General features: G+C 60.2%; 14 protein-coding genes and 1 tRNA gene. 6 read left to right on the plus strand and 9 right to left on the minus strand.

Features of this window, described 5'->3' with window-relative positions; translation table 11 throughout:
- Positions 1-2 precede the first annotated feature (2 nt).
- Positions 3-3,512 carry a transcription-repair coupling factor gene (mfd, locus tag BC363_RS13690; RefSeq protein WP_065781471.1) on the plus strand — a complete coding sequence of 1,170 codons (3,510 nt, stop codon included), beginning with the start codon at positions 3-5 and terminating at the stop codon, positions 3,510-3,512.
- 78 nt (positions 3,513-3,590) lie between these two features.
- Here mfd and BC363_RS13695 read toward each other — a convergent pair whose 3' ends face one another.
- Together BC363_RS13695 and BC363_RS13700 are read right to left on the minus strand one after the other, a co-directional pair.
- Positions 3,591-4,247, minus strand: a complete 657-nt coding sequence (locus BC363_RS13695; protein WP_065781544.1) for a DsbA family oxidoreductase — start codon at positions 4,245-4,247, stop codon at positions 3,591-3,593.
- Between the two features lie 195 nt (positions 4,248-4,442).
- Complete coding sequence (locus BC363_RS13700; protein ID WP_083223409.1) at positions 4,443-6,257, minus strand: extracellular solute-binding protein; 1,815 nt, start codon at positions 6,255-6,257, stop codon at positions 4,443-4,445.
- A 271-nt stretch (positions 6,258-6,528) separates the two neighbouring features.
- Between BC363_RS13700 and BC363_RS13705 the strand changes: the two genes are divergently transcribed.
- Positions 6,529-7,158 (plus strand): invasion associated locus B family protein, encoded by a 630-nt coding sequence (locus BC363_RS13705; RefSeq protein WP_065781470.1) that lies wholly within the window; start codon positions 6,529-6,531, stop codon positions 7,156-7,158.
- A gap of 85 nt (positions 7,159-7,243) precedes the next feature.
- Here the strand turns inward: BC363_RS13705 and hspQ are convergent, their stop codons facing one another.
- The 3 genes from hspQ to BC363_RS13720 all read right to left on the minus strand — a co-directional run bounded on the left by hspQ (position 7,244) and on the right by BC363_RS13720 (position 9,602).
- Positions 7,244-7,573, minus strand: coding sequence for a heat shock protein HspQ (gene hspQ, locus BC363_RS13710; RefSeq protein ID WP_025427014.1), 330 nt, complete (start codon positions 7,571-7,573; stop codon positions 7,244-7,246).
- 214 nt (positions 7,574-7,787) lie between these two features.
- A complete protein-coding gene (glnA, locus tag BC363_RS13715; protein WP_053247387.1) occupies positions 7,788-9,197 on the minus strand; it encodes a type I glutamate--ammonia ligase in 1,410 nt (469 codons plus the stop codon).
- A 66-nt stretch (positions 9,198-9,263) separates the two neighbouring features.
- Entirely contained in the window at positions 9,264-9,602 is a 339-nt protein-coding gene (locus BC363_RS13720; RefSeq protein WP_025427016.1) for a P-II family nitrogen regulator, read from the minus strand.
- On the opposite strand from BC363_RS13720, the gene BC363_RS34370 reads away from it, so the two are divergent.
- Both BC363_RS34370 and BC363_RS13725 read left to right on the plus strand, forming a co-directional pair.
- Positions 9,580-9,852, plus strand: a complete 273-nt coding sequence (locus BC363_RS34370; protein WP_141690300.1) for a hypothetical protein — start codon at positions 9,580-9,582, stop codon at positions 9,850-9,852. The genes BC363_RS13720 and BC363_RS34370 overlap by 23 nt on opposite strands.
- Positions 9,853-9,945: 93 nt before the next feature.
- On the plus strand, positions 9,946-11,421 hold the full coding sequence (locus BC363_RS13725) for a bifunctional ADP-dependent NAD(P)H-hydrate dehydratase/NAD(P)H-hydrate epimerase (protein WP_065781469.1): 1,476 nt from the start codon (positions 9,946-9,948) through the stop codon (positions 11,419-11,421).
- Between the two features lie 79 nt (positions 11,422-11,500).
- Here BC363_RS13725 and gpt read toward each other — a convergent pair whose 3' ends face one another.
- Both gpt and BC363_RS13735 read right to left on the minus strand, forming a co-directional pair.
- A complete protein-coding gene (gene gpt, locus BC363_RS13730) occupies positions 11,501-11,998 on the minus strand; it encodes a xanthine phosphoribosyltransferase (protein ID WP_025427018.1) in 498 nt (165 codons plus the stop codon).
- Between the two features lie 164 nt (positions 11,999-12,162).
- Positions 12,163-12,918 carry a competence/damage-inducible protein A gene (locus tag BC363_RS13735; protein ID WP_065781468.1) on the minus strand — a complete coding sequence of 252 codons (756 nt, stop codon included), beginning with the start codon at positions 12,916-12,918 and terminating at the stop codon, positions 12,163-12,165.
- Positions 12,919-13,355: 437 nt separating this feature from the next.
- Here BC363_RS13735 and BC363_RS13740 point away from each other — a divergent pair, with 437 nt between their 5' ends.
- A complete protein-coding gene (locus BC363_RS13740; protein ID WP_065781467.1) occupies positions 13,356-13,598 on the plus strand; it encodes a DUF2188 domain-containing protein in 243 nt (80 codons plus the stop codon).
- Positions 13,599-13,691: 93 nt separating this feature from the next.
- A complete protein-coding gene (locus tag BC363_RS13745) occupies positions 13,692-13,910 on the plus strand; it encodes a hypothetical protein (protein WP_065781466.1) in 219 nt (72 codons plus the stop codon).
- Between the two features lie 92 nt (positions 13,911-14,002).
- On the opposite strand, the gene BC363_RS13750 is transcribed toward BC363_RS13745, so the two are convergent.
- Positions 14,003-14,087, minus strand: a tRNA-Leu gene (locus BC363_RS13750).
- 1,081 nt (positions 14,088-15,168) lie between these two features.
- Positions 15,169-15,333: a hypothetical protein gene (locus BC363_RS35425; protein WP_202618568.1), complete on the minus strand. Its 165-nt coding sequence runs from the start codon at positions 15,331-15,333 to the stop codon at positions 15,169-15,171.
- Positions 15,334-15,545 lie beyond the last annotated feature (212 nt).

Here is a 15,545-nt window from a genome sequence, read left to right on the forward strand (position 1 = left end):
CGATGCTGGCTGGCCTTGACCCGAAGAAGATTGCCGCTGCGACGTGTGAAGTCACGATCGGCCCGGTTCCATCAGGCGCCGAAGCGCTGGTGCTTGCCGATCTGGCGCGTGCCGGTACGCCGGTCGCCTACATCCTCTCGGATGGACAGCGCATAGCCGATCTGGAGCAGGTCCTCGGTTTCGTCGCCCCCGATATTCCGGTCCTGACTTTGCCGGGTTGGGATTGCCTTCCCTACGACCGCGTATCGCCGAGTGCTGATACGTCAGCGCGCAGGCTCGCAGCCCTCAGCGCCTTGATTGCCCACCGCAAGAAGCCGCATGCCGCCATCGTGCTGGTGACGGTCAATGCCGCCCTGCAGAAGATTTCACCGCAGGATGTGATCGAAAACCTCGCCTTCTCGGCGCACCCCGGCAACCAGGTGCGCATGGACGATGTCGCAGCGCGCCTGGAGCGCAACGGCTTCGAGCGCGTGGCCACCGTTCGTGAAGTCGGCGAGTACGCCGTGCGCGGCGGCATCCTCGACGTCTTCGTTCCCGGCAGTGGCGATCCGCTGCGGCTCGATTTCTTCGGCGACACGCTTGAGACCATCCGCTCCTTCGATCCGGCCAGCCAGCGCACGACCGGCCAGGTTCGTTCGCTCGACCTCAATCCGATGAGCGAAGTGTCGCTGACGCCGGAAACGATCAGTCACTTCCGCAAGCGGTATCTGTCGCTCTTCGGCGCTACGACCCGGGATGATGCGCTCTACCAGGCCGTCTCCGAAGGGCGCCGCTATGCCGGCATGGAGCATTGGCTGCCGCTCTTCTACGATCGCCTCGAAACCGTGTTCGACTATCTCGGCGGTTTTCGCATCGTTACCGATCATCTGGCGCGAGAAGCCGCCGCCGAACGTTCGAAGCTCATTCTCGATTACTATGACGCCCGCCACACGGCGGCATCGCCGGGCAAGTCGCTCGCAACACAGGGAACGCCCTATAAGCCTGTTTCGCCGGAACTGCTGTATCTGAACTCGGAAGGCTTTACGGCCGCGCTCGCTGAGCGCAACGCGGTCCGCCTCACACCTTTCAATGAGCAGGAAGGCGAGACCCGCCAGGTCGTTACCGTCGATGCACGGCAAGGCGTGCGCTGGGCAAAGACGGCCGGAGAAGGCGAGGCCGAGAGCGACCGCGTCAATGTCTTCGACCAGGCGGTCAAATACATCGCCGAGAAGCGCTCCAAAGGTCTCAAGGTCGTTGTATCAGGTTGGAGCGAGGGATCTCTCGATCGTCTGCTGCAGGTGCTGGTGGAACATGGTCTCGGCAACATTCGCCAGATCAAGGCTCTGGCCGACGTCAAGACGTTGAAGCCGGGCGAAGCTGCATCGGCGGTTCTCAGCCTTGAAGCAGGTTTTGAAACGGGCGATCTCGTTGTTATCGGCGAGCAGGATATTCTCGGCGACCGTATGGTCCGCCGCTCCAAGCGGCGCAAGCGTGGTGCTGACTTCATTGCCGAGGTCGCAGGCCTCGATGAAGGCAGCTATGTCGTGCACGCCGAACACGGTATCGGCCGTTTCGTCGGATTGCGCACGATCGAGGCGGTCGGCGCGCCGCACGATTGTCTCGAGCTCGTCTATGCAGACAACGCCAAGCTCTTTCTCCCGGTCGAAAACATCGAGCTCCTCTCCCGTTACGGTTCAGAAGGTACGGACGCGATCCTCGACAAGCTTGGCGGCGTCGCCTGGCAGGCTCGCAAGGCAAAGCTCAAGAAGCGTCTGCTCGATATGGCAGGCGGTCTCATCCGCATCGCAGCCGAGCGCCACACCCGGCATGCCCATGTTCTGGTGGCCCAGGACGGTGTCTATGACGAGTTCGTCGCACGCTTTCCCTATGACGAAACCGAGGATCAGTTGAACTCGATCGAGGCCGTGCGCGAGGATCTCGGCAGTGGCCGGCCGATGGACCGCCTTGTCTGTGGCGACGTCGGTTTCGGCAAGACGGAGGTTGCGCTCAGGGCAGCCTTCATTGCGGCAATGAACGGGGTACAGGTCGCCGTCGTCGTGCCGACGACGCTGCTTGCACGACAGCATTTCAAGACGTTCATCGAGCGTTTTCGAGGCCTGCCGATCCGCATCCAGCAGGCCTCGCGCCTTGTCGGCTCGAAGGAACTGGCACTGACCAAGAAGGAAGTGGCTGATGGTAAGACCGACGTCGTGGTCGGCACCCATGCCCTGCTCGGAACCTCGGTCAACTTCGCCAATCTCGGCCTGCTCATCATCGACGAAGAGCAGCATTTCGGCGTCAAGCATAAGGAACGGCTGAAGGAGCTGAAGTCGGACGTGCATGTGCTGACGCTGTCGGCGACGCCGATCCCGCGCACGCTGCAACTGGCGTTGACCGGGGTGCGCGAACTGTCGCTCATTACCACGCCCCCTGTCGACCGCATGGCGGTCCGCACCTTCATCTCGCCGTTCGACGCGCTGGTGATCCGCGAGACCTTGATGCGCGAGCATTATCGCGGCGGCCAGAGCTTCTATGTCTGCCCGCGCCTCAGCGACCTCTCCGAAATCCATGATTTCCTGAAATCCGACGTGCCGGAGTTGAAGGTCGCTGTAGCCCACGGCCAGATGCCGGCAACGGAACTCGAAGACATCATGAACGCCTTCTATGACGGGCGTTATGACGTGCTGCTGTCGACGACCATCGTCGAATCCGGTCTCGACGTGCCGACGGCCAATACCTTGATCGTCCATCGCGCCGACATGTTCGGTCTGGCGCAGCTTTATCAGCTTCGCGGCCGTGTCGGTCGTTCAAAGGTGCGCGCCTTTGCGCTGTTTACGCTGCCGGTCAACAAGACGCTGACGGCAACCGCCGAGCGGCGGTTGAAGGTGCTGCAGTCGCTCGATACGCTCGGCGCCGGCTTCCAGCTGGCAAGCCACGATCTGGACATCCGCGGCGCCGGCAATCTGCTCGGCGAAGAGCAGTCAGGCCATATCAAGGAAGTCGGGTTCGAGCTCTATCAGCAGATGCTCGAGGAAGCGGTCGCCGAACTCAAGGGCGAGGAAGAGGTTCACGATACCGGCTGGTCACCGCAGATCTCTGTCGGCACGCCGGTGATGATTCCGGAACACTACGTGCCGGATCTGCATTTGCGACTTGGCCTTTACCGACGCCTGGGCGAGTTGACCGATCTCAAGGAGATCGATGGTTTCGGCGCGGAGATGATCGACCGCTTCGGCCCGCTGCCGATCGAGGTGCAGCACCTCCTGAAAATCGTCTATATCAAGTCGCTCTGCCGTACGGCCAATGTCGAAAAGCTCGATGCCGGTCCGAAGGGTGTCGTCGTGCAGCTCCGCAACAAGGAATTCCCGAACCCTGCGGCGCTGGTTGGCTACATCGCCAAGCAGGGCACGCTGGCGAAGATCAGGGCGGACCACAGCATCTTCTTCCAACGCGAGCTGGTTACGCCTGAAAAGCGCCTCTCGGGCGCGGCGATGGTGATGACGCAACTCGCCGGGCTGGCGAAACAGGCGTAGTTGCCTTCGCGCTGCCGGTCCGTTTGGCGGCGCGAGAGGACTTTACGTCGGTTCGGCGCGGCGCTGTGCGCCTTAAAACTATGCAGTGGCCTTCATCTGAGCGATTTCGCGCAAGGCATTGCTGAGCACGTCGACCGATTGCGCGCCCATCACGGCATATTGGCCGTCGAGGATGAAGCAGGGGACGCCGGTCACGCCCATTTCGCGGGCCATACCGATCTCTTCCCTGACGGCATCCTTGTCGGCATCCGAGTTGAGGAGCGCCGCGATCACTGGCCGGTCGAGGCCGGCTTCGGTGGCGATATCGAGCAGAACCGACTGATCGCCGACATTGCGGCCCTCTTCGAAGTTTGCCTTGAAGAGCAAGCCGACGACGGCCGATTGCGCAGCTTCGCCATTGGTCGCTGCCCATCGAATGAGCCGGTGCGCGTCGAGCGTATTCGGGCTGATCTTCACGGCGTCGAAATCGAAAGCAATGCCATCGGCATTGCCGAGTGCATTCAGCGTTTCATGTGCCCGGTCGACCGCCGCCTGACCGCCGAGCTTGGCGGCGAGATGTTGCTTGTGATCCACGCCTTCTGGCGGAAGGTCGGGATTGAGTTGGTAGGGGCGCCACTGTACGGCGACCTGTACTTCCGAGCCGACATTGGCGATCGCCTGATCGAGTCTGGCCTTGCCGAGATAGCACCACGGGCAGACGACGTCGGAGACGATATCTATGCTGACGGTTTGCATGGTGCAGGTGCCTTTCCTCTTGGACAAAGCTGCGAGATAAGCCAGCTCCATCAGGCTTTCAATGCGTTACCTTCTGTATGTTTTTATCCTTAAATCGCATTCGGTTTAAGGATAAAAACATGCAGCAATTCAAAGTACTACAGCGACCTTGGTGGGTCTGATAAGACGCGCGGCACTGTAGAGGGAACCGACCCTTTATTGGACGTTCTCGTCCCACCATGCGGACAGCTGGTAGCCATAGAGCGGTGCCGTGGCCGGCCGGCCGATATGCTTGCGCCGCGCGACCCACTGGGCATCCAGATGGTAGAGCGGCACAAGATAGGAATTGTTGATCAGCAACCGGTCATGGGCACGAACGGCCGCGGTGAAATCCTCTGTCGTTCTGGCCTGGAGGATGTTCTCGACCATACGGTCGACGTCCTTGTCGGCAACGCCGGCAAAGTTGTCGCTCCCCTGGCGATCACGCGACTGCGAGGTCCAGCGCCCGACCTGCTCGATGCCCGGCGAGAGCGTGGAGGGGAACGACTTGATGATGACGTCGTAGTCGAACGACTGGCTGCGCTGCTGGTACTGCGAATCGTCGACCGTGCGCACGGAGGCCTTGATGCCGAGCGGCGCCAGGAAGCGCTGGTAAGCAAGGGCGATCTTCTCCTGGCCGGCATTCTGGCTCATGATCTCGAAGGCGAGCGGCGCCCCCTTGGCATCGACCATCTTGCCGTCCTTGATCTGATAACCGGCCTCGCGCAGCAGCGAGACGGCGACGCGCAGCACATTGCGGTCGCGGCCCGATGCATCCGTCACCGGCAGGCGATATGTACCGTCGAGGATCGCCGGGTTGATGTGTTCGCGCACGTCACCGATCAGCCCGAGTTCGCGGTCGTCCGCCGCGGCCCCCAGGAACGAAAGCGCCGAGTTCTGCCAATAGCTTTGGGTCCGCGTATAGGCGCTGTCGAACAGGTTCTTGTTGACCCACTCGAAGTCGAACACCAGCGCCAACCCCTGACGGAGCTTGAGGTTGTCGAACATCGGCTTGCGCGTGTTGAAGACGATGCCGAGCATGCCCGACGGCGTTTTCGGCGTGAAAGTCTCCTTGACGACGTCACCGGAGCGGACAGCGGGAAAATCGTAGCCACGCGCCCATTTCGTGGCGCTGCCCTCCGGGTAGATGTCGATTTCGCCCTTCTTGAAGGCTTCGAAGAGGGAGTTCTCCTGGAGGAAGTATTCGACGGAGATCTCGTCGTAGTTGTCGAACCCGACTTTCGAAGGCAGGTTCTTTGCCCAATAGTCCGGGTTGCGGCGATAGACGATGCGTTCGCCCGGTTTTACATCGGCAACGCGATAGGGGCCTGAGCCAAGTGGGGCCTTAAGCGTCGTCTGGTCGAAGGTCGCCACGTCGGTTGCATGTTTCGGCAGGACTGGAGAAAGTCCAAGCAACAGCGGCAGTTCGCGGTCGGCATCTTCGTTGAAGGTGAAGCGGACGCTGAGGTCGCCGACCTTTTCGAGTTTGGCCACCTTCGCCATGCGGTTGCTGAAGGGAACGCGACCCTTGTCGCGCATCAACTCGAAGGTGAAGATGACATCATCAGCTGTTACCGGCTGCCCGTCGGCCCAGCGCGCATCGGGATTGATATTGAACTGAATGAATGTCCGGTCGTCGTCCCATTCCACCGTCTGGGCGAGCAGGCCGTACATCGTGAACGGTTCGTCGCGGGAGCGTTGCATCAGCGATTCGTAGACGAGATTGCCGTATTCCGGATCCCACATGCCGCGCGCCGTCGTCCGCATGCTCTTCAGGATGAAAGGATTGAGGCTATCGAAGGTCCCGACCACGCCGTAGGAAATCTTGCCGCCCTTCTTTGCATCGGGATTGACGTAGGGGAAGCTCTTGAAATCCGCGGGCAGGGCGGGCTCCCCGTGCATCGAAATGGCGTGCACGGGAGCGGCCGTCGCGGCGCCACCGAATGCGGTTGCGGCCAACAGGATGGCCAGACCGGAAAGAATTGTGCGCAACGTTATCTCCAGTGAAGTGGCATTTGGCCGATTCCCGGCACGTTACCAATGCCGGTCGACAATTCCAACCGACGCTATACCCAAATTCCGGCCGGCAAGAGGTCAAAAAAAAGCAAGAAACACTGGATAAACCGCACGAGCCAATGTAACAGGTGTTTCCGGAAACGGGGTCATGCATTTGCCTTATTTGGCCAACAGGACAACGGCGGCTGACGATACTCACCTGCGGAACGAATTGTTCCGTTACCGGATTTCAGGAGACGGAATCACAATGATCTTCAAGTCGAACTTCACCAAACGTGCGGGACTGGCAACGCTGGCGCTTTCTGTAGCAGCTGCGGGCGTTCCGGGCGTTGCATCTGCCCAGCAGGCAGGTGGCAAGCCCCCGCAGGGTTGGTTCAAGGTCTGCACCAAACAGGAAGACAACGATGTCTGCATCGTTCAGAACCTGCTGACGGCAAACAACGGTCAGCTCGTGACCGCCGTTGGCCTCATCACCGTCACGGGCAAGGTCAACCGCAAGGTTCTGCAGATTTCCGTGCCGTCTGCGCGACTGATCCCGACCGGCGTTCAGATGCAGATCGACGGCGGCAAGCCGGTGAAGCTCGACTACGCAATCTGCATGCCGGACAAGTGCGTGGCTGAGGCCCCGCTGTCCGACCAGCTGATCGCAAGCCTGAAGAAGGGTAACGAGGTGGTCTTCACCTCCGTCAACTTCCAGCGCGCTCCGAACCCGATCAAGATGGGCCTCGAAGGCTTTACCGGCATTTTCGACGGCGAGCCGATCGAACAGTCGCAGCTCGAAGAGCGTCAGCGCCTGCTGCAGGAAGAAATGCAGAAGAAGGCTGAAGATGCGCGCAAGAAGCTTGAAGAAGCCCAGAAGGCAGCCAAGCAGAACTAAGCCTTTCGGCTCACGTCAAGAATAAAGAAACGCCCGGACCAAGTCCGGGCGTTTTTCATTTGAGCGAGTGCAACAAGCCAAGCCGCTAGTGGCGGAACGTCACCTTGGGCTTGTAGTGCCCGATGTCGTCCTTCTCGAACAGGGCGTCGACTTGGGCGTGGCGTATCGGCCGATCGCTTTCGTCGGATACCAGGTTCTGCTCGGACACGTAGGCGACATACTCGCTGTCGTCGTTCTCGGCAAACAGGTGGTAGAAGGGCTGATCCTTGCTTGGGCGGATCTCCTGGGGGATGGCATTCCACCATTCCTCGGTGTTTGCGTATTCCGGATCAACGTCGAAGACGACGCCGCGGAACGGGAAAACCCGATGGCGAACCACCTGTCCGATCTCGAATTTCGCGTTTCTCTGTTTCATGACGCAACACATCCTTTCAAGGGATTATCTGGGTTGCCAAACCCAAAACATCAATAGGGTGTCATGCACGGCTTCGTGTATGCCTGCCTTGCCTTCTTGCGCCTCGCGGCAGCATGCCCCCAAAAAACAAGCCGGCGGGGCTCCTTGAACCCCGCCGGCTTGCCACGTCTCGCTTTCAGACCGGGCGCGGCATCCGCCGCCCGGCCCGTCGGTCTTAGACCGAGTAGTACATGTCGTACTCGACCGGGTGCGGGGTCATGTCGTAACGCATGACTTCCTGCATCTTCAGTTCGATGAAGGAATCGATCTGATCGTCGTCGAAGACGCCGCCGGCGGTCAGGTACTTGCGATCCTTGTCGAGGCTTTCGAGCGCTTCGCGCAGCGAGCCGCAAACGGTCGGGATCTTCTTCAGTTCCTTCGGCGGCAGGTCATAGAGGTCCTTGTCCATGGCTTTGCCCGGATGCAACTTGTTCTTGATGCCGTCGAGGCCGGCCATCAGCATCGCTGCGAAGGCGAGGTAGGGGTTGGCGGTCGGATCCGGGAAGCGGACTTCGACGCGCTTGGCCTTCGGGTTGGTGCCGAACGGAATGCGGCACGAAGCCGAACGGTTGCGGGCGGAGTAGGCGAGCAGGACCGGGGCTTCGTAGCCCGGGACGAGACGCTTGTAGGAGTTCGTCGACGGGTTGGTGAAGGCGTTCAACGACTTCGCATGCTTGATGATGCCGCCGATGAAGTAGAGGCAGCTTTCCGACAGGCCGGCATATTCGTCGCCTGCGAAGGTCGGCTTGCCGTCCTTCCAGATCGACAGGTGCACGTGCATGCCCGAGCCATTGTCGCCGAAGATCGGCTTCGGCATGAAGGTCGCGGTCTTGCCGTAGGCATTGGCAACCTGGTGCACGACATACTTGTAGATCTGCATCTTGTCGGCGTTGCGAACCAGCGCGTCGAACTTGACGCCGAGTTCGTGCTGGGCAGCCGCCACTTCATGGTGATGCTTTTCGACCGTCACGCCCATTTCGGAGAGAACCGTCAGCATTTCGGAGCGCATGTCCTGGCAGCTGTCGATCGGCGGGACCGGGAAATAACCGCCCTTGACGCGCGGGCGGTGACCAAGGTTGCCGGTCTCATAGTCGGTGTCGTCATTGGACGGCAGTTCCGAGGAGTCGAGCTTGAAGCCGGTGTTATACGGATCGGCCTTGTACTTGACGTCGTCGAAGACGAAGAATTCGGCTTCCGGGCCGACAAAGACGGTGTCGCCGATACCGGAGGCCTTGAGGTAGGCTTCGGCCTTTTTCGCCGTGCCGCGCGGGTCGCGGTTGTAGGATTCGCCCGAAACCGGATCGAGAATGTCGCAGATGATGACCATCGTCGACTGCGCGAAGAATGGGTCCATATGCGCTGTTTCGGGATCGGGCATCAGCACCATGTCGGACTCGTTGATCGCCTTCCAGCCGCCAATCGAGGAGCCGTCGAACATGACGCCGTCGGCGAACATGTCTTCGTCGACACAGACGACGTCCATCGTTACGTGCTGCAGCTTGCCCTTGGGGTCGGTAAAGCGCAGGTCGACGAACTTGACGTCGTTGTCCTTGATTTGCTTCAGAATATCGCTTGCAGTCGTCATTTTCCGTAATTCCCTGTGTGAGATGACGAGGTTTGAAAAGTGGCAGGGCCGGGCGGCCCTTGAGGATCAGATGGCGTCGAGGCCGGTTTCGCCGGTACGAATTCGGATGACTTCCTCGATGTTGGAAACGAAAATCTTTCCGTCGCCAATCCGGCCGGTTTGTGCGGCATTGCGGATCGCCTCGATGACAGCCTCCGCGTTTTCGTCAGCCAGCACCACTTCGACCTTTACCTTCGGCAGGAAGTCCACGACGTATTCGGCGCCGCGATACAGCTCCGTGTGACCTTTCTGTCGACCGAAGCCCTTTGCTTCCGTGACGGTAATGCCCTGCAGGCCGACTTCCTGAAGGGCTTCCTTCACTTCGTCGAGCTTGAAGGGTTTTATGATCGCTTCGATCTTTTTCATGAGAAAATGTCTCTCCGCTTCTCCCTTTAAAGCAGGATCATGCCCGCTCGCCGCTCAATATGCACGTTGCATGCCAGTTTTTCTGCAAAATGATTGCCAAGCGGCAAAATTTCTTGCCGTCGAGGGGCGGGGGCTGCTTTGCATACCTTTGCCACCAGGCAATCTGCCTATTTTTTATGAGTTTTCCGCCGGTGTCGCCGGGTTTGAGATGATAGTCGCGCCATCGGAGGCGATGCAGCACGTTATTTGAGCAATAATTATGTGCAAATGCACGAATTGTGAGCAGGTGGCATTTCGTGTGTGCCACTTGCCGAAGGCCGGTACAGAGGGATAAGTCTGAGACATGCACTCTTCGCTTTGTGATCTGTTGATTACCCCGGCCGAAATGGCGGCAATAGACTTGGCGGCCGCGCAATCGGGCATCGACAGCTTCCTGCTGATGCGCAGTGCGGGGTTGGCAGTGGCTGCGGCGGCGCTCAGGTTGTTTCCGCAGGCGCAACGCTATGTCGTACTGTGCGGACCCGGCAACAATGGTGGCGACGGCTATGTCGCAGCATCAGCCCTGTCGGAGAGCGGTGCCAACGTTGCCGTGTTCGCCTTCGGCGATCCGGCCGCGCTTGCGGGCGACGCCGCCCGTGCGCGGCTGCTGTGGGCTGGTGCGATAGATCCGCTTGATTCCCTCTTGCCGCAGAGCGGAGATGTCATCGTCGACGCGCTCTTCGGCGTTGGCCTCGCGCGGGATCTGCCCGAGCCGGTGAGGGAAACGATCGAAAGCGTCAACGAGCAGGGCTTGCCCATCATTGCTGTCGATTTGCCGACCGGCGTTGATGGGCGAACGGGACAAATTCGCGGCGCAGCATTCGCCGCCAGCCACACAGTCACGTTCATGGCGATGAAGCCGGGCCATCTGCTGCTTCCGGGCCGTTCCTTGTGTGGCACGCTCGACGTCTTCGATATCGGCATTCCGGCACGAACGGTGAGGGCCGGCGGGAGTGGTTTGCGTATCAACACGCCGGCGCTCTGGTCGGAGCAGGCGGCGTGCCTCGACGCGTCGACACACAAATTCCGCCGCGGTCATCTCGTCGTCTTCTCGGGCGGGCCGCAGGCGACCGGTGCTGCGCGGCTGTCGGCTACGGCCGGTCTCGCCGCCGGGGCTGGTCTGGTGACTGTGGCGTCACCGAAATCTGCTCTCGACATCAACGCCGCGCACCTGACCGCCGTGATGCTGAAGGTGATTGACGACCGGAAGGAGCTCAAGCGCTGGTTGGAGGACAACCGGCTCGGCGCTTTTGTCCTTGGTCCAGGGTTCGGAGTTGGTGATCGAGCGCGCGACTTTGCGCTTGAGCTATGCGGCCGCGCGCTCGTCCTCGATGCCGACGGCATCACCTCTTTCCAGAAGCACAGGTCAGAATTGTTCGAGCGGCTCGCCGCGGCTGCGGGCAGGGTGGTGATGACGCCCCACGAGGGCGAATTTTCCCGGCTCTTTCCCGAGATCGCCCGCGACGAGAAACTGTCGAAGATCGAAAGGGCGCAGGCGGCGGCTCGGATGAGCCACGCCACGATTGTCTACAAGGGAGCCGATACGGTTATCGCCAGTGCGGATGGGACGGTTGCTGTCAATGCCAATGCTCCACCGTCGCTGGCAACGGCGGGATCCGGAGACGTTCTTGCAGGCATTATCGGCGCGCACCTGGCGCAGGGCATGCCGGCGTTCGAGGCGGCAGCCGCCGGTGTCTGGCGCCATGGCGCTGCCGGTACGAAGGCCGGGACAGGGTTGACTGCCGAGACATTGGTTGCGTCGATCCCGTCGCTTGGCTGAAGCGTTTGGCCCCAGTCGTCACTGAGCGACAAATAAAGCCCCTCGGCTCGCCAGCGCAAGCCGAGGGCGGATGCCGGTGTTAACCGCGCGTTCCCTTGGCGATTGGCTCCTGATAGGTGAAGCCCAGATCCCAAGGGAAGTAGATCCAGGTGTCCTGGCTCACTTCGGTGACGAAAGTGTCGACCATTGGCCGGCCCTTGGGCTTGGCATAAACGGCGGCAAAATGCGCCTTCGGGAGCATGGCGCGAACTTCGGCTGCCGTCTTGCCGGTATCGGTCAGATCGTCGATGATCAGCACGCCTTCACCGCCGTCCTTGGCGATCTCAGGCGCGATGCCTTTCAGCACCTTCATCTGCCCCTGTGTGTCATAATCGTGGTAGGAGGCGATGCAGACCGTCTCGATCATGCGGATATTGAGCTCACGGCAGATGATGGCCGCCGGCACCAGGCCGCCGCGCGTGATGCAGACCATGGCGCGCCATTCCTGCCCCTGATCGGCCAGCCGCCAGGCAAGCGCACGCGCATCGCGGTGAAACTGATCCCAGGAAACGGGGAAGGCTTTATCGGGCAGGGACATTTCTGGGCTCCGGCTTGTCTGGACGAGGTAAGGGCGAAGCATCCGGCAGATCGGGCAGGCGCAGACGCTTCATCCTGATTTGTCGACATGCAATAGCGGCAATGACGGCCGATGTGCAAGAGCTTCGCGCCCAAGCCCTATCTGCCGCTGCTTCCGTCAGGTCGTCAGCCTTTGGCGCGGGATGCGGTAATCGCCTCGATCATCGCCTGCACATCTGTGGCGGCGGCCGATAGAGCCTGCGGGTCGCGGGCCCGCACGACGATATCGGTGGAGAAGACCTTGCCGTCGAACTTGGGATAGGATCCGATGCTGGTCTCCGGATGGTTCTTCTGCACCTCGGTCAGTGGCGTGCCGATATCGCCTTCGCCATAGGGTGAACGCACCGATTGCGAGAGCAGTGGCGTGCCGGTCTGCAGGTCCGGCATGATTGCGTCGAGCATCGCCTGGAACACCTGCGGCACGCCGGCCATCACGTGTACATTGCCGATGGCAAAGCCAGGCGCGGTGGAGACCGGGTTGGGGATCAGCCGCGACCCCTCCGGCATGCGCGCCATGCGCTTGCGGGCGTCGGAGAATTCCATGCCGCGGCGTTCGTACATGGCGCCGAGCAGCGCCATCGCCCGCCCATCATAGATACAGCTGACGCCGAAGGCCTTCGACACCGCGTCGGCCGTAATGTCGTCATGGGTCGGGCCGATCCCGCCTGAAGTGAAGATGTAATCGTAGCGTGCGCGCAGGGCGTTGATGGCTTCGACGATTGACCCTTCCTCATCGGGAACGATGCGGACCTCGCGCAGGTCGATCCCGACCATCGTCATCATGTCGGCGAGATGGCCGATGTTCTTGTCCTTTGTTCTGCCGGACAAGAGTTCGTCGCCGATGGCGACCATGGCGGCAGTAACGATCTTAGGGCTGCTCATTGGCGATCCTGCTTATGTAAGTCGATTGTTCAGTAGTATCTCGTGATTGCTCGAGAATTGAGAAGGCTCTGTTAACCGTACGGCTGCCGGCAGCCGGACGCATGTTGATAAGTCTTCGCGGCGACGGTGATCAAGCGGAATTGCCTGAATACCGCCCGCTACCAGGGTGAGCATGTCGCCAGGATTGCGGCGAATCAGTCGGCCTAAACCGCGGAAAAGACTTGAAAGATTGCAAAGAAAGCGGTCCCTGCAAAGGGCCGCTTTCTCGTCTTGACACGCCCTGTCACATTCTGATTCGCGAAAGTGGCCTATCGGCCTGTTCCTGTGTTAATATCCGCCCCGTTCGGCATGAGAATGCCATTGACGAGGAGGAATATTGGGCCGGGCGGACGGCCCGCGAAAGGCGGGATTGCCTTTCGGAGTGCAGGGAGAGAAGCATGGCGCGCATTACGTACTCCATCGTTCCCCACGACGGCGGTTGGGCCTACAAGGCAGCCGACGCCTTTTCGGAACCCTTTCCCAGCCGAGAAATGGCTCTGGCGGCCGCCAAGGCCGTGGCAGCCGAGCAGCAGGTCGGCGGCGACGACGAGGATATCAGTTTCCAGGACGAAAAAGGAAACTGGCATTTCGAGCATACCGATGGCGGCGACCGCCCCGAGGCAACCGTCGACGACGGTTGATAGATTTTCCGGACGTGCCTTTATCCGTCCGATCTTTATCTGAGTTCAGCGAGAGTATTGCGTCCACTGCGTCTGCATAGCGGAGGATTTTCAATGCAACACTACAGCGTTCAGATCTTCACCTGGACCGCCCGCAACGGCGTGCAGCAGGTAGGGTCGGCAATTGAAGTCGATGCACTCAACCCGAAGGCCGCAGCGGTTTCGCTGCTTGGTTTGCGGTTAGAGGACAAGGGAGCCTGCACGAAACTGGCGGTCAGGGTCTGGCACGACGATGTCCAGCGAGCCGAATGCGACTGCTTCTACTATCACTGAGCGGTAAATCGATTTAAGGCGGCAGGCCAAACCGTCCGTTGAGCGGGCGGCGGTGAAGTATTGTGTGTGAAGAATTTTCCTTAGCGGCCATCTGGTGCGGGCGGCGGGGATCGAACCCGCACAGCCGAAGCCGAGAGATTTTAAGTCTCTTGCGTCTACCAGTTTCGCCACGCCCGCACTGAGTGTTTTCAGTACCTTGCGCTCTTCGGTTTTGGAAGGCCTGCACAACGGATTTTTCGTTGTTCAGCTCATGTGCCTGTGTCGCTTTCACCAGTTTGAAACCCGGCTTGCGGAACGCGTCCGTATTCAATGAGCCTCATAGGGTTCCAGCGGATGATTGCTTCAACATCCCATTGATCGTTGACGAGTGCGTTGCTCTGTCCGTGTTTCGCGGTTGGTACAGACGATGGAGATAGCTCGGCTTGCGTCAGCGGAAGCTTCCGCCCGGCCATGGGTGAAAATATCCGGAAAGGGCGACCAAGGCCGCCCTTTCGTAAAATTTAACGCCCTGAATACGTAGTCTTGCCGTTGTTGGGTGCCTCCCCACGCCTTTGCGGCTCTCTTTCTACGCTTACACGTTGGTCGCGACTCCTCCCGCTGGCGAGTTCAACCTCGTGCTTCGCCTTGACGGCTGCCTGTTTTCGACAGGCGCCGACGATACGGCAGCGAAGGCAGAGCCCGCAAACGCGAGCGATACCACTGCGGCGACGCCCGCCAGTGGTGTGCGGGATGACCAACGGGTGAAAATCAGAAGTTGGTTGTGATGCTGTGGCTGTATATCCGGCCCTGTTCCGCTTTCTTGGCGGCAAGGGGCACCACAACGATGAAGGCAACGAGAGCGAGAATGAAAGCTGGTCCAGGAAGCGCCACCAGAGGTTCCCTCAATTTATGATTGTCCCCATTATCCGGGAAATAGGCTTAATTGAAACTGAATGATGCCTGTCGAATTGCTGTCAAAGACGAGAAAAACGCTCATGGCCCAACGCACGATCCTGCCGCCTCTCCACCAAGCTACGTGCCGTTCTCCTGGAGTTTTTGAGGGACAAGCCATGGCGCTATCCGCGCCTCGAATCTATTTCGGATAGGAGCTGAACGTGGCGTACATCACGCCCGCTGCTGTGGTGCCGGTAGCATCGAGGACGAATCTATCCCCCTGCCTGTCAACGACTTTTCCTGCATCAAGAAGTTGAAATAGTTTTGGCGAGCAACCGTACCGGCAGACTGTCGGCCACCGCCAGCCTGGTCGCCTGGGTCAGGTTTAGTAACCCGCACCCATGCTTTCGTTAGCGGTGCCCGTGGGATCGATATCGGGGTCGACCCCTTGGGCTTGTGAGTAGGTCGTATTGCCGGAGCCACTGGTCGCACATCCTGAAATCGCCAAGAGTGCTGTTACCGCCATTGCCGTGAGAAGTCTGATCGCCATGATGTCCTCCAGTTTTGGGGCTGTTGTGCGGTCCGGTTGCCCGGCAGCGGCTTCAACCTGTCCTGGTCGGCAGGTTCACCCACACGACCCGAAAACGCAAGTGGGCGTACGATTGCCCGGCGCCCGCAATCTCTGTGGTGGATGCCGATCTTCACCAATTGTTCTTCCCTCAAATGGGTTACTGGGAGGAGGGCAGGCCGGGTTCGTACTGG

Source organism: Ensifer sp. LC384 (assembly GCF_001695865.1).
Classification (GTDB): Bacteria; Pseudomonadota; Alphaproteobacteria; order Rhizobiales; family Rhizobiaceae; genus Ensifer.

Bases quoted from the DNA above. Each gene is read 5' to 3' on its own strand.
- BC363_RS13725 (WP_065781469.1), top strand. From the start codon at position 9,946: ATGCACTCTTCGCTTTGTGATCTGTTGATTACCCCGGCCGAAATGGCG.
- BC363_RS35425 (WP_202618568.1), bottom strand. From the start codon at position 15,333: ATGGCGATCAGACTTCTCACGGCAATGGCGGTAACAGCACTCTTGGCG.
- hspQ (WP_025427014.1), bottom strand. From the start codon at position 7,573: ATGAAACAGAGAAACGCGAAATTCGAGATCGGACAGGTGGTTCGCCAT.
- gpt (WP_025427018.1), bottom strand. From the start codon at position 11,998: ATGTCCCTGCCCGATAAAGCCTTCCCCGTTTCCTGGGATCAGTTTCAC.
- BC363_RS13745 (WP_065781466.1), top strand. From the start codon at position 13,692: ATGCAACACTACAGCGTTCAGATCTTCACCTGGACCGCCCGCAACGGC.
- glnA (WP_053247387.1), bottom strand. From the start codon at position 9,197: ATGACGACTGCAAGCGATATTCTGAAGCAAATCAAGGACAACGACGTC.
- BC363_RS13740 (WP_065781467.1), top strand. From the start codon at position 13,356: ATGGCGCGCATTACGTACTCCATCGTTCCCCACGACGGCGGTTGGGCC.
- BC363_RS13735 (WP_065781468.1), bottom strand. From the start codon at position 12,918: ATGAGCAGCCCTAAGATCGTTACTGCCGCCATGGTCGCCATCGGCGAC.
- BC363_RS13720 (WP_025427016.1), bottom strand. From the start codon at position 9,602: ATGAAAAAGATCGAAGCGATCATAAAACCCTTCAAGCTCGACGAAGTG.
- BC363_RS13695 (WP_065781544.1), bottom strand. From the start codon at position 4,247: ATGCAAACCGTCAGCATAGATATCGTCTCCGACGTCGTCTGCCCGTGG.
- BC363_RS34370 (WP_141690300.1), top strand. From the start codon at position 9,580: ATGATCGCTTCGATCTTTTTCATGAGAAAATGTCTCTCCGCTTCTCCC.
- mfd (WP_065781471.1), top strand. From the start codon at position 3: ATGCTGGCTGGCCTTGACCCGAAGAAGATTGCCGCTGCGACGTGTGAA.
- BC363_RS13705 (WP_065781470.1), top strand. From the start codon at position 6,529: ATGATCTTCAAGTCGAACTTCACCAAACGTGCGGGACTGGCAACGCTG.